Origin of the sequence: Streptomyces sp. NPDC048521 (assembly GCF_043199855.1) — a bacterium.
GTDB lineage: Bacteria > Actinomycetota > Actinomycetes > Streptomycetales > Streptomycetaceae > Streptomyces.
This window is the reverse complement of record NZ_JBICWR010000012.1, coordinates 186,628-207,249: the sequence shown is the minus strand read 5'-3', so window position 1 is coordinate 207,249 and position 20,622 is coordinate 186,628. Positions and strand designations below refer to the sequence as shown.

Genomic DNA, 20,622 nt, shown 5'->3' with positions numbered 1-20,622 from the left:
CAGACGATAGTGGCGAATCACCCACAGTGATGCGGCGTGTACGCTGCGAATGGCCACCGATTCGAAGAATCGGGCAAATACTGGCAAGGTGGCCCCATGGCTGATCGGGGAGCGCGTGCCCTGTCACTCCCGGAGGACTGGCTCGCCCATCCGGACCCGATTCTCGCGCTCAACCGCATGGGCAGCTTCGACTGGGACCTGGACAGCGGTCAGTTCCACATGGACGCCCAGGCCTGCGAGGTGTTCGACGTGCTCCCCGAGGAGTACGACGGCCGCCCGGAGTCCCTCGCCGTACGGGTGCCGCCGCCGGAGGCGGCCCGGCTCGACGCGGTGGTCGCCCGGGCCATCAAGGACGGCAGCGAGAACTACGGCACCTACTTCCGCATCCGCTGCCGCGACGGCACCTCGCGCTGGACGCACACCCAGGGCTACATCCGGCGCGACGAGTCGGGCCGCCCGCGCCGCGTCGTCGGCATCGTCCGCGACGCCACCCAGGAACTCGCCGACAGCGAATCCCGCAGCCTCAGGGCCGCCCAGGACGAGGCGCTGCGCCAGCAGACCAACGTCGTCCAGGTCATCTCCGCCGCCCTCGCCCACGCCCGCAGCGTCCAGGACGTCATCGACGTCCTCAAGGACACCCACGGCATCCGCCACCTCGGCGCGGCCAGCCTGGTCATGGGGCTGGTGGAGGCAGGGCGCATCCGGCTCGTCGCCGAGGGCCCCGCAGGCAGCTTCGTCCCCGGCACCCGTGTCACCCGGACGGACGAGCCGTACCCGATGAGCGAGGTCGTCCGCACGCTCGTCCCGCGGTTCATCGAGTCCCCGGAGGAGTTCGCCGAGGGCTACCCGATCCTCTGGCCGCACCTTGCCGATCTGCACATCACCTCGGCCGCCTATCTGCCGCTGATCGCCCAGGCCCGGCCGATCGGCGCCATGGGCCTGCTCTACAGCGACCGGCGCGGCTTCTCCGCCGAGGAGCGCGCCGTGCTGGTCGCGCTCGGCAGCAGCATCGCGCAGAGTCTCATGCGGGCCATGCTCTACGAGCAGGACAAGGACCTCGCCCAGGGCCTCCAGCAGGCCATGCTGCCCCGCACCATCCCCAGCGTCCGCGGCGCCGACGTCGCCGTCCGCTACCGTTCGGCAGCGCTGGGCCGGGACATCGGCGGCGACTGGTACGACCTGATCCCGCTTCCCGGGGGTAGCCCCTCCGGGGGAGGCCGGGTCGGTGCGGTGATCGGCGACGTGCAGGGCCACGACACGCACGCGGCGGCCGTGATGGGCCAGCTGCGGATCGTACTGCGCGCCTACGCCGCCGAGGGGCACACCCCGGCCACCGTGATGGCCCGCGCCTCCGTCTTCCTCCACGAACTCGACACCGACCGCTTCGCCACCTGCCTGTACGCGGAGGCCGACCTGGCCACCGGCGTCGTCCAGGTGGTCCGCGCCGGCCACATCGACCCGCTGCTCCGGCACGCCGACGGCACCTGCCGCCGGGTCGCCGTCGAGGGCGGACTGCCGCTCGGCCTGTCCGCCGAGTTCGGCCGCCTGGAGTACCCCGTCTCCACCCTGGAACTCGACCCCGGCCACACCCTGCTGCTGTGCACCGACGGACTTGTCGAGCAGCCCGGCGCCGACCTCGACGACGGGATGCGCGGCCTGACGGCGGTGATCGCGGACGGCCCGGACGACGTGCGCGCCCTCGCCGACCGGCTGATCAGGATGGCCGAGGAGCGGGGCGGTGACGACGACGTGGCCCTGCTCCTGCTGCGCCGCGGGGTCCCGCAGACCCCGCGGGCCGGCGGCCGGCTCCGGCAGCATGTGGCGCCCGGCGACCCCGAGGCCCTGGTCCAGGCCCGGCACATGATCCGCGCCGCCGTCCGCGCCTGGGGCGCCCACGAGCGCGCCGACGAGATCGAGCTGGTCGGCGACGAGCTGATCACCAACGCGCTGATGCACACCGAGGGCTCGGCGATCGTCACCCTGCGGGCCCTCGACAGCAGCGGCCGCACGCTCCGCATCGAGGTCGAGGACTCCTCCAGCGCCCTGCCGCGCCGCCGGGAGGCGGGGGCGGAGGGCGTCTCCGGCCGCGGGCTGCTCCTCGTGGACCGGCTCGCCGATGTCTGGGGCGTCGAGGCACGCGGTGGCGGCAAGGCGGTGTGGTGCGAGTTCCGGGCGCCGTGACGGCCGGCCCCGCGGACCGCATGGCGTTGTCGGTGCCGGATGGCACTCTGGACGTATGCCCGAACTGCCCGAGGTAGAAGCGCTGACGGACTTCCTCACCGAGCACCTGGTCGGCCGCCGGGTGGTGCGGGTGATGCCGGTCGCCGTCAGCGTGCTGAAGACGTACGACCCGCCGGTCACCGCCTTCGAGGGCGGCGAGGTGACGGCCGTGCACCGGCACGGCAAGTTCCTGGACCTGGCGGCGGACAGCGGGCTGCACCTGGTGACCCACCTGGCCCGCGCGGGCTGGCTGCAGTGGAAGGACCGGCTGCCGGACGGCCCGCCCAAGCCGGGCAAGGGCCCGCTCGCGCTGCGCGTGGCACTGGAGACCGGGGAGGGCTTCGACCTCACTGAGGCCGGCACCCAGAAACGGCTCGCGGTGTACGTCGTCCGCGACCCGCGGGAGGTCCCGGGCATCGCCCGCCTCGGCCCCGACCCGCTCGCCGGCGACTTCGACGAGGACCGCTTCGCCGCCCTCCTGGCAGGTGAGAGACGCCGGCTCAAGGGTGCGCTGCGGGACCAGTCCCTGATCGCGGGTGTCGGCAACGCCTACAGCGACGAGATCCTGCACGCCGCGAAGATGTCGCCGTTCAAGGTCGCCGCGTCCCTCACCCCGGAGGAGACCCATCACCTCTACGAGGCCCTGCGCGGCACGCTCACCGAGGCGGTCGAGCGCTCCCGGGGAGTGGCCGCCGGACGGCTGAAGGCGGAGAAGAAGAGCGGCCTGCGCGTCCATGGCCGCACCGGCGAACCCTGCCCGGTGTGCGGGGACACCATCCGCGAGGTCGCCTTCAGCGACTCCTCGCTCCAGTACTGCCCCACCTGCCAGACGGGCGGCAAGCCCCTGGCGGACCGCCGGCTGTCCCGGCTGCTGAAGTGAGTCCCTATGGCGCCTGGAGGGTCACCAGGGGCTGTCCGTCCGCCGTGCGGACCTCGTAGCGGGCGATCTGGTCCGGGTGCATCTCGGCGGCGCCGAGCGTCGTGGTGGGCCCGGTGCCCCGGCCGGGGTTGGTCCAGCCGGCGACGACCTGTTCCGTGCCGTCACGCCCGATCGCCACGAGCCGGCAGGCGCGCGAACCCGAACCGTCCTTGACCTCCAGCCGCAGGTCGCTGCCCCAGTCCTCGTCCTCGGAGGTGACCCGCGCCCACACCCCGGAGTGCGGATCGGTCGCCGCGGTGACACGCGTGGCCGGGTCCGTATGGCCGGCGAAGGCCACGATCCCGGGTCCTGCCACGGCCAGCACCACCGAGGCGGCCAGGCCGTACAGCAGCCGGCGGCGCCGTGCCCGCCGGCGGCGGGAGAGGTCGCCGAGCAGCCGGTCCAGCAACCGGGGACCGGGCTGTGCCATGGGGTGCACGAAGCGCGGCGTGGCCCGGCGGTAGAGCATCAACTGCCGGGCCGCGGGTCCATATTCGGTCACGTGTGCCGCGCACTGAGGGCACTCCATGAGGTGGTCCTCGAAGCGGAAGGCCTCCGCCTCGTCCAGCACGCCGAGCGCGTACGCGCCGACGTCGCGATGCCTTTCCAGGGACCTCATGCCGAATCCTCGTGCCGAAGGGTGGGGGAAGGGTTACTCCTTGCTCCCACCCGTACGCAGCCGACAGCCGAATCACTCAAGCCAGGCACAGAATCACGGACAAGAGATTCGGAGCGGTCCGGCCCGCGGATTGGTGTGAATTTCGGTCTGGTCAGAAGAGATGGATCGCGAGGTGCCCGAGGGGCAGCCCGAGCCGCCAGGCAGGCGTCCACACCTTCGGCCCGTCGTCCTCGCCGAACACCGCGCCGCCGCCCGGTACGGCGTCCAGATCCGGCGCGAGCAGCTCGGTCTCCTCCAGCCAGCGCCAGGCGTCCGCGGCGAGCGCCAGGTCGGGCGAGGGGCTGCCCGCCTCGGCGTCCCCGGCGGTCAGCTCGGCCAGGCGTTCGCGCACCCAGTCGCGCCACGGCTGGTCGTAGGCGGTCAGTGACAGCCAGTGCTCCAGCTGTGAGATCACCCGGATCCCGGAGAGTTCCCCGTCGGTGTCGGACAGGAAGACGGTCAGCGCCAGCGCGTCCCGGCCGGCCCGGAACTCGAAGGACGTCGGCGGCATCAGATCGCCGGTGCGCAGCAACTCGTCGGCGATGTACTCGGCGTACAACCAGGCCATCGGGACGGTCAGTTCACCGCCGCCGGTGCCGTCCGTGCTCTCGTGACCTCTGTGCAGCATCCCTTCCTGCCCTTCCTCCGGTACGTGCGCGTCGCCCGAACCCCCGGACCCCGCCCCCGCCCGGAACGCGGATGAGGACAGCCCATGCCCGAACGGGGGCCACAGCAAGGCGCTTTACCGAGGTTTGACCTGGCTTCCGGTTTCACCGCAGGTCGGCCGCGTAACCCGGAAGGACCCGGCGCAGGGCGCGCAGCGCGTAGAACGCGCGAGACTTCACGGTACCGGGTGGGATGCCCAGGGTCTGCGCCGCTTCCGCCACACTGGCCCCGCGGAAATACACGAGTACCAGAACGTCACGGTGTTCCGGCGTGAGTGTCTTCACAGCTTCCCGGACATCCAGCACCGCGGCGGCCCGCTCGGCGTGGTCGGCGGTCACCCGGGCGTTCTCCGGGACCGCGTCGCCGACCTCGGGCGGCCGGGCCTGCCGGGCCCGCCGGGCGTCGATCGCGAGCCGCCGGGCGACGGTCAGCAGCCAGGGCCGTACGGAGTCGAAGTCGTCGGCGTGCAGCGCCTCGGGATGCTGCCAGGCGCGCACCAGGGTCTCCTGCACGAGGTCCTCGGCGCGCTGCCGGTCCCCGTCGCAGAGCCTGAGCAGCAGGGCGAACAGGGGCCCGCCGTGCTCGCGCTGGAGTGCGGCCAGCTCGTGCTCGGCGGTCGTCGTCCCGTGGGTCGGTGTCGTCGTCCCGTGGATCAGTGAGGTTCCGGCCGTCATGGCCGTATGGCAGCGCAGGGCGCGGCCGGGGCACAGGGGGTGCGCACGGCTCTGCGGCGGGCGGTCGATCGCGTCGGCGAACGGTCGGACAAACGGTCCGGCAGGGCACCGGACGGGTTAATGAGACCGCCTGGGCCGTTTACGCGGGGAGCCAGATTCGTACCCATATGCCCGTCACGGCTTTGTCTGTAAATACGAAGATCTTGGGGTGAGCTGATGATCCGTCGCAGGCAGCAGATGGCCCTGGCCCTGGCCCTGACCGCCCTCCTCGCGGCGGCGGCGGCCTGCCAGAACCAGGACCGCCAGGAGTCCAAGCATCCGGCGCCCACCGCCTCCGCCGTCCGCGGCTTCACCCTCGTCGCCTCCGGCGACGTCCTGCCGCACAACTCCGTCATCGACCGGGCGGACTTCGACGCGAACGGCAGCGGCTTCGACTTCCGTCCCATGCTCTTCGGGGTCGAGCCGGTCGTCTCCCGCGCGGACCTGGCACTGTGTCACCTGGACACCGTCTACGGCGCCGACGGCGACTACTCCGGCTACCCCACCTTCAAATCCCCGCCGCAGATCGCCCAGGGCCTCGCCGCGGCCGGCTACGACGGCTGCTCCACCGCCACCAACCACGCCCTGGACGACGGCGCCCGGGGTATCCGGCGCACCCTCGACACCATGGACCAGGCGGGCCTCAGACACGCCGGTACCGCCCGCAGCGAGGCCGAGGCCCGCTCGGTCACCGTGCACCAGGCGGGCCCGGCCAAGGTCGCGCACCTGTCGTACACGTTCGGCACGAACGGCCACCCGCTGCCGTCCGGACAACCCTGGGCCGTCAACCTGATCGACCCCGACCGCATGATCGCCGAGGCCCGGGCCGCCCGGCAGGCCGGCGCCGACGTGGTCGTGCTCTCCGTGCACTGGGGCACCGAATGGCAGGACGAGCCCGACCAGCTCCAGCTCGGCCTCGCCCAGCGGCTGACCGCCTCGGCGACCAACGGCCGCCCGGACATCGACCTGATCCTCGGCACCCACGCCCACGTCCCGCAGGCGTACGAGAAGGTCAACGGCACCTGGGTGATCTACGGCATGGGCGACCAGATCGCCGGCGAGATGTACAACGACCACGGCGTCCAGGACCGGCGCGGCAACGAGTCCACCCTGGGCCGCTTCACCTTCGTCCCGCCCACCGGACCGGGCGGCCGCTGGCAGGTCGCCAAGGCGGAGTTCGTCCCGCAGCTGTACGACCTGGACGCCGGCCGGGTCGTCAACCTCAACCAGGCGATCGCCCAGGGCGCCGAACTGGAGAACGTGCGCGACCGGATCAGGGACGTGGTCCTCAGCCGCGGGGCCGCCGAGGACGGCCTGGTCATGGGGGAGTGATCACCCGGCGGGTGGCCGCTCGGCGAGCACCGAGCGCCGGTAGGAGTAGCCGAAGTAGATCACGCACCCGATCGCGAACCACACCGCGAACCGCACCCAGGTCTGCCACTGCAGGAACGTGATCAGCCAGATGGAGAAGACGATGCCCAGCGCGGGCACGAACGGCATCCACGGCGTACGGAAGGTACGCGGCAGCTCGGGCTGCCGGTAGCGCAGCACGATCACCGCCGCGCACACCACCACGAACGCCAGCAGGATGCCGATGTTGGTGAGTTCGGCCGCCTGCCCGATCGGGACGAACCCGGCGATGGCGGCCGACGCGAGCCCGACGATCCAGGTGACCCGGGTCGGCACGTGCCGCGTGGGATGCGTCTTGGCGAACCACGTGGGCAGCAGCCCGTCACGGGACATCGAGAACCACACCCGGGTCACGCCCAGCATGAACGTGAACATCACCGTGAGGATGCCGATGATCGCACCCACGGCGATCACGTCCGCGAGCGCGCCCAGCCCCACCGACTTGAACGCCGTCGAGAAGCCGCTCTCCGGGTCGATGTCCTTGTAGTTCTGCATGCCCGTCAGCACCAGACAGGCCGCCACGTACAGCACCATGGAGATCGCCAGCGAGTAGATGATCGCCTTCGGCATGTGCCGCTGCGCGTCCTTCGACTCCTCCGCCGCCGTCGACATCGCGTCGTAGCCGAACACCGCGAAGAACACCGTCGCCGCACCGGTGAACGCCCCGCTGATGCCGAACGGGAAGAACGGGTGATAGTTCGCGGTGCTGATGTGGAACAGGCCCACCCCGATCACCAGCAGCACCACCAGCACCTTCAGGGCCACCACGAACGTCTCGAAGCGGGCCGCGGTGCGGATGCCCAGGTTGAGCAGCCAGGCGATCAGCACGCACAGCACGGCCGCGAACAGGTCGACCTGATGCCCCTGTCCGGTGCCGGGCGCGCCCAGCATCCAGTCCGGCAGGTTCGCGCCCATCTCCTCGACCAGGAAGCCGAAGTAACCGGAGATGCCGATGGCCACCACGGCCACGATCGCCGTGTACTCCAGCAGCAGGTCCCAGCCGATGAACCAGCCCGCGAACTCACCGAGCACCGCATAGCCGTAGGTGTACGCCGATCCCGCCTTCGGGATCAGCCCGGCGAACTCGGCGTACGACAGCGCCGCGCAGGCGCTCGCGACACCGGCGATCAGGAAGGACACCAGCACCGCGGGCCCGGCGATGCCGTTGGCCACCGTGCCGGCCAGCGTGAAGATGCCCGCGCCGATGATGCCGCCCACGCCGATCGCGGTCAGCTGCCAGAGCCCCAGCGACTTGTCCAGGCGGGTGCCCTCGCCGACCTCCGTCTCCTCGATGTGTTCGATGGGTTTGCGGCGGAGAATCCCCTCACCCGTACGGAGCTTGGCCATGCGCCTCACCTCTTCGCCGAAGGCAAACGGCTGACGGCGGATCATGATGTCTCAGGCGCGCCCCGGACGGAAGACGCCACGCACGGCCCAGGCGGGCGTCCCTGTACTGGATGCGGAACGGCCGGGGACCGGGCGGCGCGATGGGCACGCAGGGCGGCGAGCCCGCTCGGTCGCGCCTTCGTCCCCCGGTGGCCGCTCCCGCTGCTGGTGATGGCGGTCGGGGCCGGCCTGATCACCTGCGTGTGCGTGCCCGACCCCGTCCTCGCCACCCGAGCGCCTCGACCCGAGCCCGGCCGACCGGGTCGGCCCGTACCCCGCCGCCCGGTCGGTCACCGGCAAGCCCGTCACCGCCGCCCTGCCCGCCGTGTGCGGCCTGTTCGTCGTGTGGGGGCCCGCTCGCCGTCCTCACCGGCCCGCGCACCGCGCTGTTCTGGCCGGAGTGCCGCGGCTCGCGGCCCCGCTGCCGGTGCGGCGCCCTACGGGACGACCGTCACCGGCCAGCGCCCCGCCTTCACCAGCCGCACCGCCACCGAGCCGATGATCCGGTGCCCGGCCTGCTCCGAGGCACCCACCACCACCGCGTCCGCCTTGAGTTCGTCGGCCGCCTTCACCAGGCCGTTGTAGGGGTCGCCGCGGAAGGTGTGGAACTCCCAGCGCAGATCGAATATGCCCTTGACCCGCTCGGCCGCCTCGCGGATCTGCGCGATCAGGTCCTCGGCGATCTCGTCGGTCGTCTCCGCCACCGGCGCCCCGAGCGCCGCCCCGGCCGCCAGCACCGGCTGCACGTACACCAGGGCCAGCAGCGCGTGCTGCCGCCGGGCCAGACCGCCCGCGTAGGCGGCGGCACGCAGCGAGGAGTCGGAGCCGTCCACCCCGACCAGGATGACCTTCGGCCCGTCCGTCCCCCGCTCGAACCGGTGCGCATGCTGTTCGTGCTGTTCCGTCACGGCCGTGAGGCTATCGGAACCAGCAGCTCCGACCACGAAGCGGGGCCGCTCGCCGGGCCCCGCGCCCGGCACCCGGCACGTCCCGGCGCATCCCGCGCCCGGCACCGGCGAGGGCGCCCGCATCGGCGCCGGACCCGTCCTGCGGCTCTGGCGCCGCCTGCTGCTGTTCTTCTCCCGCTGGTGGCAGTTGGAGGCCCTGTACCGCTCCGACGCCAGTGCCGCCCGGAGTGGTACCCGCGGGAAAGGGGCACCCGAGGTCCGGGCAGCGGCCCGTCACCAAGGAAGGGCTGCCGTCCCCGACGGCGCTCGGCCTCGACGGAGGGGACCAGGCCGGGCCCGCCGCCCCGGACGCGGACCTGCCCGACCAGGTCCGCGTCCGGCACCGCAGGCTCGACCGGCCGAGCGAGGGCGGCACCGACCCCTATCCCGTCGGCGTCCCGCCCCCACCCACGCCCTCGCCGACGTACCGCCCGACGAGGACGTCACCGTGGCCGGACGCCTCATGGCGGTCCGGGACTTCGGCGGCACCGTCTTCGCCGTGCTCCCCGCCCGCTCCGCCGCCGTGAAGGACTTCTCGGCCGACGTCTCCCCGTTCCCCCGGCAGCACCACACCGACCCGCGGCTCGCCGAACGCCGGGACCTCGTCGCCTCCGGCACCCAACTCGGCACCGCCTACGCGGAGCTGGACGAGTACGTCCTGGAGGCCCTCGCACACGCGATGCCCCCGACCGGCGGACTCGGCGTCGGCGTCGGCGTCGACCGGCTGATCATGTTCCTCATCGGCCTGACGATCCGTGAGACGCTGCCGTTCCCGCTCGTACGCCGTCGCTGTCACCTGCGTTCACTGGGCCGTCCGGGTGCATTCGCGCCGCCGCACCGGTGTCGTTGTGGTGCGCCGGAGTCTGCCGGGGCGACTGATGAGTCATGCAGAAGGATCAGTTGTTCACGCGGCGCCGGATGCTCCTGGCCGGCGCCGCCGCCGTGGGGGCCGCGGGCACCGCCGGAGTCGTCCTGGCAGGCGGCGAGGAGACCGCCGGGACCGCCGCCCCCGTCTCCGGTCCGCAGGCCCAGCAGGCCCTCAAACCCTCCGCCTTCCGGCTCCAGCCGCTCACCGGATACGGACCGCCGCGGGCCGCGCCACGCAAGCTCGAGGTGCGCGAGGAACCCATTCTGCGGGTCTCCGGCCGCGGCCGGCGCATGGTGCTGACCTTCGACGACGGACCCAACCCGGAGTACACCCCGCACATCCTGGACACCCTCGCCAAGTACGACGTCCGGGCGATGTTCTTCGTGTGCGGCGAGATGGCCGTGGACAACAAGGAACTGCTGGCCCGGATGGCGGCCGAGGGGCACGTCGTCGGCAACCACACCTGGACGCACCCGCTGCTGACGACCCTGGACCGCGGGGAGATCCGCGCCGAGATGGAGAGCACCACGGAGGTCATCGAGGACGCCTACGGCGAACGCCCCCAGTGGTTCCGGGCACCCTACGGCGCCTGGAACCGGGCCGCCTTCCAACTGGGCGCCGAGATGGGCATGGAGCCGATGGCCTGGACCGTCGACACCACCGACTGGGAGGAGCCCGGCACGAGCACCATCGTCGACCGCGTGGAGGGCGGCGCCGCCCCCGGCGTCGTGGTGCTCTCCCACGACGCCGGCGGCGACCGTTCGCAGACCGTACGGGCGATCCGTGAATGGCTGCCCTACCTGATCGACTCCGGATACCACCTCACCGTCCCGCGCCGCCGTACGTGACCGGGTTCTCGCCCGCCCGGCCGCACGGCCTCAGGTGACCGCGACCAGGCGGGCGAAGGCGACGACGTTGCCGTCGTAGCCCTTCTGTTTGGAGAAGTCGCCACCGCAGGTGATGACCCTGAGTTCCGGATTGCCCTTCGAGCCGTACACCCGGTCGCCGGGGAAATTGCTCTTCTCGAAGACCTCGACCCCGTAGATGTCGAACACGGCGGTCTTTCCGTCCTTGCGCAGGATCTCGACCCGGTTTCCCTTCTTCAGGGCCCCGAGACCGTAGAACACGGCGGGGCCCTGTTTGTTGTCGACGTGGCCGACGACGACGGCGGTGCCCTTCTCGCCGGGGGAGACCGCGCCGGTGAACCAGCCGGCCAGGTTGGGGTCGTCCGGCGGTGGCGCGCCGACCCAGCCGTTCGTGTCCAGCCCGACCGGAATGACCGGCGCGTCGACCTGGATCGCGGGGATCCGGATCCGGTCGACGGCGGAGAACGGCAGCGAGGTGGGCGCTGCGGCGAAGGTGTCGGGGGTGGTGCGGCTGTCCGGAGCCGCCGCGGACGCGGGCTGCGGGGGGCCGACGTCGAACTCCCCCGAACCGTTCCGAATGAGCGCCAGGCCGGTCAGCAGAACAAGCGCTATCACGCCCCAGGGGGCGCGTTTCTTCCGCCGCTCCTCCGCTTCGGCAAGCTCGGCCAACTCGGACGCCAACATTCGCCATCCCCTCTCGACGCGGCCGCCGCCACGTCCGTCGCGCATGGGAAAACGCTAAGTCCCGCGCGCGCGAAGGGCGACGGGGCGAACGGCGAACGGGTGGCCCGGCGCTTTCCCGGTGCGCCATCCGAGTTGCAGCCTCCAGGATTTTTCTGACGGTCCGTGACCTGCGGCAATATCCGATTGTGTGGTTTTCGTTCGGCGTGTCGCCTCACCAGGACGGACCATTCTCGACATGCGGGCGTGTTCCGGGGGTCTGAGGGTCTCTCCTGGGAGGTGTTTTCTCGCCGATCGACCGGGGACGGGACCCGGGCGCCTCCCGCGGAGGATCACATGCGAAACCAACGTGCCCTGGCGGCCGCGCTCGCCGCGGTCGCCGCGCTCGGGCTAGCCGCCCCCGTGGCCGTCGCGGACGGCATGGGCAACGGGGGCGGGCCGAGCAGCACCGGCGGCACCGGCATCACCGGCGGCACTGGCATCGGCGGCATCGGCATCGGGGGCATCGGCGGCATCGGCGGCACCGGCATCGGCGGCACCGGCAGCACCGTCATCGTCCCCGGCACCGGCGGCGTCATCGGCAATGGAAACGGCATCGGCAACGGAAACGGCTTCCCCAACGGGAACGGCTTCGGCAACGGCTTCCCCAACGGCAACGGCTTCCCCAACGGGAACGGCTTCCCCAACGGCAACGGTTTCGGGAACGGCTTCGGTAACGGTCACGGGAACGGCAACGGTTTCGGGAACGGCAACGGTTTCGGCAACGGTCACGGGAACGGCAACGGTTTCGGGAACGGCAACGGTTTCGGCAACGGTCACGGGAACGGCAACGGTTTCGGCAACGGTCACGGGAATGGGAACGGCTTCGGTAACGGTCACGGGAACGGATTCGGCAACGGATTCGGCAACGGGAACGGATTCGGCAACGGGAACGGCCGGGGCAACGACAACTTCGGCCCTGGGGACAACTTCGGGGGCTTTGGCGGTGATTTCGGCGGCCGGGGCGGGGACGGCAACCCGCGCAACATCGTCGCCACGCCCAGTGTGATCCCCGCCGGGGGCCGGCTCACCGTCACCGTGGACGGCTGCCGAGGCGGCGAGATGGCCTCCCGTGCCTTCCGTCCCGCCCCGCTCACGCCGTTCCGGGGCGACACCGCGCGGGGCGTCGTCACCGTCGACCGTGGCGCCCGGCCCGGCCGGTACGACATCACCGTCCGCTGCGACGGCCGTACGCTGACCCGTCCGGGGGCCTTCACCGTGCTCGGCGGTGTGCAGGGCGGCCTCGGTGGCAGCAAGTCCGGCGGCGCGACGCCCGCGGACATGGCCATCGGCGGTGGTCTGGTGGCCATGGCCGTGCTCGGCGGTGGTGCCTTCTGGCTGCGCCGCCGGCACGAGAAGCGCGTCTGAGCCCCGTTGCGGCCGTCCCCACGGCACGGCGCGGCGCACGTTCACCAGGCTCTGGCCCCGGTACCTCGTGGGAACCGGGGCCGAGGTCTGCCGTGACACGCGCCGCCGGGGCAGAGCCCCCGGCGGCCGGGGATCACCCCGTCATGGTCGGGAACAGGTTCAGGAAGGGCTCGGCGGTCACCGCGATGCCCCGGCTGTAGGGGGCGTCGAAGTCCCAGATGAGGAACAGCATGAACGCGATGGTCGCGGAGAAGAGTCCGGCCAGGACCAACTCGCGTTTCGTCCGCCGGATCTGCAGCGCGAACACCATGCCGATGGTGATCACCGCCCCCGCGAGCAGCCCCCACCACACCACCGGCGGCATGGTGGCCCCCGTGGAGTCGGCGCGCGCGTTGCGGGCCTGGTCGGCGGTGGCCATCTGGTCCAGCAGCGGCTGATAGGCCTGCGCCTCGAAGTCGCTCCTGGGCTGGTAGTCGGTGACGTCCTGGCGGACCCTGTGGAGCAGTTCGGTGCCTCGGTCCGTGACGTGCCCGTCGTCCCCCATCGTCTTCCACTCGGTGTGCACGACGTAGCCGACGTAGGCGTCGATGTCGTCCCGGACGCGGTCCCGGACGTCCGGCGGATAGACCCGGACCCGCTCCGAGATCTCGTGCAGCGCCTGGGCCTCGGACTGCACGTGGTCCTGGGCGGAGTTGCGGGCCTCCCACACGCCCGCGATGGCCAGGCCCAGGACGATGGCGTACACGACGCCGATCCACATCGTCATGTACTCGATGACGTCCGGGGTCTCGCTGGGATCCTCGTCCTCGGGAGCCCTCTTGTGCCGCACCAGGGTGACGACCACCACCACGGCACAGGCCCCCAGCATCGCGAGGACGAGAACAAGCCAATCCGACAACAGGTGCCTCCAGAGGTGAGCGGCCGGCGCGTCAGCGCGGGCGCAGCGCCGCGACGGCGACGATCGCGGGGACGGTGATGAGCAGGACGTAGGTGACCGGCGTGGTGCGGCCGGGCGCGTGGTGGCCGGCCGGATGGGGGTGGTACGCCGGGTAGCTCACCGGGGTCACCGACGGCCGCGGGGTCGGCTTCGGCTTCGGCGTCGGCTTGGGCTCGGGTGCCGGCGGCGGCGGAGGGGGCGTGGGAACCGGCCGGGGTGCCGGGGGAGCCGGGACGGGCCGGGCGGGCGGCGTCGGCCGGGGGGTGGGTTTCGGCGTCGGTTTCGGTGTCGGCCGCGGAGTCGGTGTGGGCTTCGGCGGTGGCGGTGGCGGTGGCGGGGGTGGGGGTGGGGGTGGTGTCGGAGTCGGCGTCGGTGTGGGCGGGCACGGCGGCGGTGTCGGCTCCGGGCAGGGCGGGGGAGTGGGCCAGTGGTGGCCGCCGGCGTAGGCCACCGCCACCGCGCCGTCCGGGCCCGTCGAGGCGGACGCGCAGGCGTCGGCCGACGCGCTGCCGACCGGGCAGCCCACCAGGGTCCAGGTCAGCGTCAGCAGGGCCAACGCCTTTGCGGCGGGCGCGCATCGGGTCACTTCGGGTCCATGCACGACGAAGATCATGGGGTGCGGAACACGGTCGTACGCCGTAGTGCGTCGGGATTGCTCCGAAGGAGGGACATAGTGCCATCAATGGTTTGACCCACCGAAGAGTCCCGACCGGCACGATCCGTACGCCCGTACGCCCGTACGCCCGTACGCCCGTACGCCCGTACGCCCGTACGCCCGTACGCCTTTGCGGGCCTCCGTCGACGGCACGTGTCACAGCGTTCGGGAAGAAAATCGCGAAGAACTTCGCGTCCCGTTGAACGCTCCGGCCCCTCCGCCCCGTACCCATGGCCGTGCGGCGGCGCAGCAGGGCGCTGCAGGCGCTGCAATATTCAGGCGAATATGGGGAGTTGACGATGAAGACCTCCTGGCGGACCGCCGCACTGGTGGCCACAGCCGCTTCGGTGCTGGCGCTGACGACGGCGTGCGGTCAGGACAACGCCGGCGCTCCCGCGTCGTCGGCCCAGAACGTCGGGGCCACGGCGCCCGCGGGCGACTACGGCAACCCGGGCACCGGGACCGCGACCGGCGCGGGCAACGGTTACGGCGCCGACGGCAACCAGAGTTCCAGCTCCCCGGCCCCGGCCGCCCCCGCGGGCAAGCTGACCGTGGCCACCAATCCCGACCTGGGCAATGTGCTGACCGACGGTTCCGGCCTGACCCTGTACCGGTTCGACAAGGACACCGCGAATCCGCCCAAGTCGAACTGCGACGGCGACTGCGCCACCACCTGGCCGCCGGTGCCCGCCGACGACGCCACCGCCGGCGCCGGCATCGACAAGGCGCTGCTCGGTGAGGTCACCCGCGCCGACGGCAGCAAGCAGCTCACCGTCGGCGGCTGGCCCGCCTACCGCTACGCCAAGGACGTCAACGCCGGTGACGTCAACGGCCAGGGCGTGGGCGGCAAGTGGTTCGCGCTCGCCCCCAACGGCAAGAAGGCCGCGCTGTCGTCCCTGCCCGGGCTGTCCGTCCGCAAGGACCCCAAGCTCGGTGACATCGTCGTCGACAAGAACGGCAGGACGGTCTACCGCTTCATGAAGGACCAGGCCTGGCCGAAGTCCGTCTCCAACTGCACCGGCGCCTGCCTGGAGAAGTGGCCGGCCGTCGCCCCGGTCGGCGCCGACGACACCGAGGGCGTGAAGAAGAAGGGGCTCATGCCCTTCACCCGGCCCGACGGAGTGAAGCAGATGACCGTCAACTGCTGGCCGATCTACACCTTCTCCGGTGACAAGGCCCCCGGGGACACCAACGGTCAGGGCGTGGGCGGCACCTGGTACGCCGTCTCGCCCGACGGCAAGCCGGTCGGCGCGCCGGGCAACTAGATCACCTCCCCAGGGTCGATCACCCCGCCCGACCGGCGCGCGACCGAAGGTCCGCCCCCTCCGCACCGCACGGAGGGGGCGGACCGTTGTACGTACGGCGTCGGTTGCCGGCGCAGCCGTCACGCAGCGGGGTCATACGGGCACTTGCCGCAGGCAGTGACCGGGAACGGATGGTCAATTTCCGTTTCAGGTCGCTCCTTCGGCAGGCGATCAGTAGCCTCTGCTCGAACACCGGATCGCCTACGCCTGTCGTCCACGCCTTGGAGAGATACATGGAGCGTCCCGCCTGGGCCCCCCGGAGCATCGACATCTCGGTGCCCAGCGTCTCGCGGATCTACGACTACTACCTGGGCGGTTCGCACAACTTCGAGGTCGACCGGGAAGCGGCCCGCAAAGCCATGGAGTTCATGCCGGGCCTGCCGAAGATCATGCAGGCGAACAGGGCGTTCATGCGCCGGGCCGTGCGCTTCGCGGCCGAGGAGGGCATCAGCCAGTTCCTCGACATCGGCTCCGGCATCCCCACCTTCGGCAATGTGCACGAGGTGGCCCAGGCAGTCGTACCCGGCGCCCATGTCGTCTACGTCGACCACGACCCGGTCGCCGTCGCGCACAGCCAGGCGGTCCTCGAGGGGAACGACCACGCGGACGTCGTCGCCGCGGATCTGCGCAAGCCGCAGGAGATCCTGTCAAGTCCCCGACTGGAGCGGCTGATCGACCTGAATCGGCCAGTGGCCCTCCTCCTCGTTGCCATACTGCACTTCGTGGAAGACGCGGACGACCCGTACGGTGCGGTGGCCGAGCTGCGCGAGGCGCTCGCGCCCGGCAGCCTGCTGATCCTCACCCATGCCTCGTACGAGGGAATCCCGGCGCCTGCCGAGCGGGCCGAGGGCGCGGTGGACGTATACAAGGACATTCGCAACCCGCTGATCATGCGCTCGCGCGACGATATCGCGCGGTTCTTCGAGGGGTACGACATGGTGGAACCCGGACTGGTGCCGATGCCGCACTGGCGCCCGGAGTCGGCGCCGGAGGACGAGGATCCGTATGCCTTCTCCGGATTCGCCGGCGTGGGGCGTACGGCGTGAGCGCGGAGCCGGACGGGCCGGAGGACAGACTGCGCCGGCTGACGACGATCTGGGGCCGGGCGGTCTTCCCGGTGACCTCGACGTCGCTCACCCGCGCGGAGTTCGAGGAACGACTGCTGCCGCTCGCACGCCGGTTGAGCGAGCTGCTGCGGGCGCGGCTCTTCGACGCGGACGGCGCGCGGGCGGTCGGGGCCGCGCTGGTCGAGGCGCACTGCACCGACCCCGAGGCGCTCACCCGCACCCTGGACTGCGTCGACGCCTACCTGGTCCTGTACTGCGGCGATGACGGCCCCCAGGACGAACTGCGGCTGCGTTCCTCGCGGTTGCAGCACGCGATGGCCGCCGGGTACGCGCAGGCGCTGCGCGACCGCACGCTCGCCGAACAAGAGGCCATCGCACAGGCCGCGTTGCGGGCCCAGGGAGTGGTGGCGCAGGCGCTGCACGCCAGCGAGGCCCGCTTCCGCGCGGTCTTCGAGGGCGCTGCCATAGGAATCGGCATCGCCGACCTCGAGGGCAACGTCCTGCAGGTCAACAAGGCCCTCCTGCGCATGTTCGGCCTCTCCGAGCAGTCCCTGCGCGGCCGCCGGGTGCTGGACTGGACCCACCCCGAGGACGCACCGCAGACCTGGCGGCTGTACGAGGAACTCGTCCGCGGCCAGCGCGAGCACTACCACGTGGAGAAGGCGTTCAACCGCACCGACGGCACGGTCCTGTGGACCAATCTGACGGTCTCCCTGCTGCGCGACGCCGACGGTAATCCGCAGTACCAGCTCGCCCTCATGGAGGACACCACCGAACGCCGGCTGCTCAACCTCCGGCTGCGCTACGAGGCCACCCACGACGCGCTCACCGGACTGCCCAACCGCACCCTGTTCTTCGAGCGGCTGGAGAAGGCCCTGAGCGCCGGCGAGGGCCAGCGTTTCGGGCTGTGCTACCTCGACCTGGACGGCTTCAAGACCATCAACGACAGCCTCGGCCACGCGGCCGGCGACCGGCTGCTGGTGGAGGTCGCCGACCGGCTGCAGTCCTGCGCGACCGCGCCCGGCGAGATGGTCGCCCGGCTCGGCGGCGACGAGTTCGTGGCGCTGACCACCGGGCCCGGCACCGAGCGCACGGTGGACGAACTCGCCGAGCGGATCATGAACGCGCTGGTCACCCCGATCAGCATCGACGGCCGGGACCTCATGGTCCGCGGCAGCCTCGGCATCGTCGAGGGCCCGGCGGGCGAGCGCACCGCGGCGGAGGTGCTGCGCAGCGCCGACATCACCATGTACCGGGCCAAGTCGGCGGGCGGCAACCGCTCGGAACTGGCCGATCCGGAGGCCGACGCCCGCGCGATCACCCGCCACGGCCTGACCACGGCCCTGCCCACCGCCCTGGAGCGCGGCGAGTTCTTCATCGAGTACCAGCCGCTCGTCCATCTCGGCGACGGCAGCGTGCGCGGCGCCGAGGCCCTGGTCCGCTGGCTGCACCCGCAGCACGGTGTCCTCGGCCCCGACCGGTTCATCCCGCTCGCCGAGCACACGGGCCTGATCGTCCCGCTGGGCCGCTGGGTCCTGGAGGAGTCCATCCGCCAGGCCCGCGCCTGGCGAGAACGGCACGGCGACGAGACGGCCGCCGGCCCGCTGCGCATCAACGTCAACCTGTCGCCCGTCCAGCTGAGCCACTCCGGTCTGGTGCAGGACACCGTCGACATCCTCGAACGCGCGGGCGTCGCGCCGGACGCGCTGTGCCTGGAGGTCACCGAGTCGGCGCTGATCGGCGCCGACGACGATCTGCTCAAGCCGCTGCGCCGGCTGGCGGAGATGGGTGTCGACATCGCCCTGGACGACTTCGGTACCGGGTACTCCAATCTGGCGAACCTGCGCCGCCTGCCGGTGAGCATCCTCAAGCTGGACCGCTCCTTCACCCAGGGCATGCAGCAGTTCCCCGCGGACCCGGTCGACCTCAAGATCGTCGAGGGCATCGTCTCCCTCGCCCACAGCCTCGACCTCGCGGTCACCGTCGAGGGCGTGGAGACCGGTGCCCAGGCCGAGCAGCTGCGCATCCTGGGCTGCGACACCGCCCAGGGCTGGTACTACGCCCGCCCGGGCCCACCGGAGCGGCTGCACGACCTGGCACTGGTGGACGCCACGGGCTGAGCAGGCGGGTGCGGGCAGGCGCAGTTCCCCAGGGGTGCGGGAAACTGCGCGGCACACCACGCCGCACCCGCGCCCCCGAACGCCGCTCGCCACACGGACGCGTCCGGGGCGGATCCGCCCTCACCGCTCGAGCAGCATCCGCTGCAACTCCCGAGCGGCCCGAGGCGGAGCCACATCACTGCGGTGGGCCAACGCGATCGTGCGGTGCAACCCCGGCCGGGCGAGCGGAGTGACCCGCAACCCCCGCCCGGCCCGGGTGGCCACCATCCGCGGCACCACGGCCAGCCCCAGCCCCGCCCGGACGAACCCCAGCACCGCGTCCATCTCGCCGCCCTCCACGGCGAAATCCGGCTCGAACCCGGCGGAGCGACACGCGGCCACCGTCAGCTCGCGCAGGTCGTAGCCGTGCCGGAACATCACCAGGCGCTCGCCCTCCAGGTCGCCGATGTCGACCACCCGGCCACCCCGCCCCGGGGCCGGCACCTCCGGCGAGGACACCACCACGAGGTCCTCCCGCAGCAATTCCACCGTGGTCAGTGCGGGGGCGGGCGTCGGCAGCGGCAGCACGACCAGGGCCAGGTCGAGCGCCCCGCGGGCCAGCTCCCGCACCAGATCGTGCGAGCCGCCCTCCTCGATCAGCAGCTGGATGCCGGGATAGCGGTCGTGGAAGGCGCGCAGCACGTCCGGCAGCAGCCCCGTGCACAGACTCGGCGTCGCCCCGAGCCGCACGCGTCCCCGGCGCAGCTGCACCAGCTCCTGCACCTCGTGCCGGGCCGTGTCCGCGTCCGCCAGGATGCGCCGGGCCAGCGGCAGCAGCGCCTCGCCCGCGTCGGTCAGCGTGATGTTGCCCCGGGCGCGCAGGAACAGATCCGCGCCCAGCTCCCGCTCCAGCGCCTTGATCTGCTGCGACAGCGACGGCTGGGCGACATGGACCAGCTCGGCGGCCCGGGTGAAGTGCCGGGTCTCGGCGACGGCGACGAAGTACTGGAGCTGCTGGAACTGCATCCTGCCAGGATAGCTGTCGCCTATGGAAACAAGCCGTACCATGTCTTGGACCGATCGGGCCCTTCGGCCCTAGCGTGCTGTTCCATGGCTCTGGCAACGCGGACGGACCGACGGCCGTCCATGGCGCGCACGATGTGGGACTCCTCCGTCGGCAAGAAGACGGTGATGGCCGTCAGCGGCGTGATCATGCTGCTGTACCTGGTCGCGCACGTCATCGGCAACCTGAAGATCTTCTTCGGCGCGGGGGAGTTCAACCACTACGCGCACTGGCTGCGCACGGTCGGCGAACCCTTCATGCACTACGAGTGGACGCTCTGGCTCATCCGGATCGTCCTCGTCGCCGCCGTGGTCGCCCACGCCACGTCCGCCTACCAGCTCAGCCGCCGCGACATCAAGGCACGGCCCAGCAAGTACGTGCACAAGAAGCCGAGGGCCAGCTACGCGACCCGCACCATGCGCTGGGGCGGGATCATCCTCGGCCTGTTCATCGTCTGGCACATCCTGGACCTGACCACCGGCACCGTGCACCCGGGCGGCTTCCAGGAGGGGCACCCGTACCAGAACGTCGTGGACACCTTCTCCACCTGGTACGGCAACGTCATCTACATCGTCGCGATGCTCGCGCTCGGACTGCACATCCGGCACGGCTTCTGGAGCGCCGCCCAGACCCTCGGCGTCGGCAGCCGCACCCGCGACCGCGCCCTGAAGACCATCGCCGACGTCCTCGCGCTGCTGCTCACGGCCGGCTTCATCGCCGTACCCGTGGGCGTCATGACCGGAGTGGTGAGCTGAC

17 protein-coding genes and 2 pseudogenes are annotated in these 20,622 nt (G+C 71.7%); 10 read left to right on the top strand and 9 right to left on the bottom strand.

Going from position 1 to position 20,622, the window contains the following annotated elements; translation table 11 throughout:
- Positions 1 to 96 precede the first annotated feature (96 nt).
- Positions 97 to 2,181, top strand: coding sequence for a SpoIIE family protein phosphatase (locus tag ACGFRF_RS26715; protein ID WP_393744064.1), 2,085 nt, complete (start codon positions 97 to 99; stop codon positions 2,179 to 2,181).
- A gap of 55 nt (positions 2,182 to 2,236) precedes the next feature.
- Positions 2,237 to 3,100, top strand: coding sequence for an Fpg/Nei family DNA glycosylase (locus ACGFRF_RS26710; RefSeq protein ID WP_393744062.1), 864 nt, complete (start codon positions 2,237 to 2,239; stop codon positions 3,098 to 3,100).
- Between the two features lie 4 nt (positions 3,101 to 3,104).
- Here ACGFRF_RS26710 and ACGFRF_RS26705 read toward each other — a convergent pair whose 3' ends face one another.
- The 3 genes from ACGFRF_RS26705 to ACGFRF_RS26695 form a co-directional block, all read right to left on the bottom strand.
- Positions 3,105 to 3,758, bottom strand: coding sequence for a zf-HC2 domain-containing protein (locus ACGFRF_RS26705; RefSeq protein ID WP_393744060.1), 654 nt, complete (start codon positions 3,756 to 3,758; stop codon positions 3,105 to 3,107).
- A gap of 151 nt (positions 3,759 to 3,909) precedes the next feature.
- Positions 3,910 to 4,425 carry a hypothetical protein gene (locus ACGFRF_RS26700; protein WP_393744058.1) on the bottom strand — a complete coding sequence of 172 codons (516 nt, stop codon included), beginning with the start codon at positions 4,423 to 4,425 and terminating at the stop codon, positions 3,910 to 3,912.
- 142 nt (positions 4,426 to 4,567) lie between these two features.
- A complete protein-coding gene (locus ACGFRF_RS26695; protein WP_393744056.1) occupies positions 4,568 to 5,137 on the bottom strand; it encodes a sigma-70 family RNA polymerase sigma factor in 570 nt (189 codons plus the stop codon).
- Positions 5,138 to 5,353: 216 nt separating this feature from the next.
- Between ACGFRF_RS26695 and ACGFRF_RS26690 the strand changes: the two genes are divergently transcribed.
- The gene (locus ACGFRF_RS26690; protein ID WP_393744054.1) at positions 5,354 to 6,508 is read left to right on the top strand and encodes a CapA family protein; all 1,155 of its coding nucleotides are present in this window, start codon (positions 5,354 to 5,356) and stop codon (positions 6,506 to 6,508) included.
- Here the strand turns inward: ACGFRF_RS26690 and ACGFRF_RS26685 are convergent, their stop codons facing one another.
- Together ACGFRF_RS26685 and ACGFRF_RS26680 are read right to left on the bottom strand one after the other, a co-directional pair.
- Positions 6,509 to 7,933 carry an amino acid permease gene (locus ACGFRF_RS26685; protein ID WP_393744052.1) on the bottom strand — a complete coding sequence of 475 codons (1,425 nt, stop codon included), beginning with the start codon at positions 7,931 to 7,933 and terminating at the stop codon, positions 6,509 to 6,511.
- Between the two features lie 476 nt (positions 7,934 to 8,409).
- Positions 8,410 to 8,880 (bottom strand): universal stress protein, encoded by a 471-nt coding sequence (locus ACGFRF_RS26680; RefSeq protein ID WP_393744050.1) that lies wholly within the window; start codon positions 8,878 to 8,880, stop codon positions 8,410 to 8,412.
- Here ACGFRF_RS26680 and ACGFRF_RS26675 point away from each other — a divergent pair.
- Both ACGFRF_RS26675 and ACGFRF_RS26670 read left to right on the top strand, forming a co-directional pair.
- Positions 8,816 to 9,637: pseudogene (locus ACGFRF_RS26675) on the top strand (hypothetical protein); the annotation flags it as partial. The gene ACGFRF_RS26680 and the pseudogene ACGFRF_RS26675 overlap by 65 nt on opposite strands.
- 167 nt (positions 9,638 to 9,804) lie before the next feature.
- Complete coding sequence (locus ACGFRF_RS26670) at positions 9,805 to 10,635, top strand: polysaccharide deacetylase family protein (RefSeq protein WP_393744048.1); 831 nt, start codon at positions 9,805 to 9,807, stop codon at positions 10,633 to 10,635.
- Positions 10,636 to 10,665: 30 nt separating this feature from the next.
- Here the strand turns inward: ACGFRF_RS26670 and ACGFRF_RS26665 are convergent, their stop codons facing one another.
- Positions 10,666 to 11,337: a class F sortase gene (locus tag ACGFRF_RS26665; protein WP_393744280.1), complete on the bottom strand. Its 672-nt coding sequence runs from the start codon at positions 11,335 to 11,337 to the stop codon at positions 10,666 to 10,668.
- A 999-nt stretch (positions 11,338 to 12,336) separates the two neighbouring features.
- Between ACGFRF_RS26665 and ACGFRF_RS26660 the strand changes: the two are divergent.
- Positions 12,337 to 12,741 (top strand): annotated as a pseudogene (locus ACGFRF_RS26660) (hypothetical protein); the annotation flags it as partial.
- Positions 12,742 to 12,874: 133 nt separating this feature from the next.
- Here ACGFRF_RS26660 and ACGFRF_RS26655 read toward each other — a convergent pair.
- Together ACGFRF_RS26655 and ACGFRF_RS26650 are read right to left on the bottom strand one after the other, a co-directional pair.
- Positions 12,875 to 13,639, bottom strand: coding sequence for a hypothetical protein (locus tag ACGFRF_RS26655; RefSeq protein ID WP_393744046.1), 765 nt, complete (start codon positions 13,637 to 13,639; stop codon positions 12,875 to 12,877).
- Between the two features lie 31 nt (positions 13,640 to 13,670).
- Positions 13,671 to 13,799 carry a hypothetical protein gene (locus ACGFRF_RS26650; RefSeq protein ID WP_393744044.1) on the bottom strand — a complete coding sequence of 43 codons (129 nt, stop codon included), beginning with the start codon at positions 13,797 to 13,799 and terminating at the stop codon, positions 13,671 to 13,673.
- 833 nt (positions 13,800 to 14,632) lie between these two features.
- Here ACGFRF_RS26650 and ACGFRF_RS26645 point away from each other — a divergent pair.
- From ACGFRF_RS26645 to ACGFRF_RS26635, 3 genes are all read left to right on the top strand, one after another.
- Positions 14,633 to 15,598, top strand: a complete 966-nt coding sequence (locus ACGFRF_RS26645) for an SCO0930 family lipoprotein (RefSeq protein WP_393744042.1) — start codon at positions 14,633 to 14,635, stop codon at positions 15,596 to 15,598.
- Positions 15,599 to 15,870: 272 nt separating this feature from the next.
- Positions 15,871 to 16,683, top strand: a complete 813-nt coding sequence (locus ACGFRF_RS26640) for an SAM-dependent methyltransferase (RefSeq protein WP_393744040.1) — start codon at positions 15,871 to 15,873, stop codon at positions 16,681 to 16,683.
- The gene (locus tag ACGFRF_RS26635; RefSeq protein ID WP_393744038.1) at positions 16,680 to 18,824 is read left to right on the top strand and encodes a putative bifunctional diguanylate cyclase/phosphodiesterase; all 2,145 of its coding nucleotides are present in this window, start codon (positions 16,680 to 16,682) and stop codon (positions 18,822 to 18,824) included. Before ACGFRF_RS26640 ends, ACGFRF_RS26635 begins: the two co-directional genes overlap by 4 nt.
- A 120-nt stretch (positions 18,825 to 18,944) precedes the next feature.
- On the opposite strand, the gene ACGFRF_RS26630 is transcribed toward ACGFRF_RS26635, so the two are convergent.
- On the bottom strand, positions 18,945 to 19,829 hold the full coding sequence (locus tag ACGFRF_RS26630; RefSeq protein WP_393744036.1) for a LysR family transcriptional regulator: 885 nt from the start codon (positions 19,827 to 19,829) through the stop codon (positions 18,945 to 18,947).
- A 120-nt stretch (positions 19,830 to 19,949) separates the two neighbouring features.
- Between ACGFRF_RS26630 and ACGFRF_RS26625 the strand changes: the two genes are divergently transcribed.
- On the top strand, positions 19,950 to 20,621 hold the full coding sequence (locus ACGFRF_RS26625) for a succinate dehydrogenase (protein WP_393744278.1): 672 nt from the start codon (positions 19,950 to 19,952) through the stop codon (positions 20,619 to 20,621).
- Position 20,622: the final 1 nt, after the last annotated feature.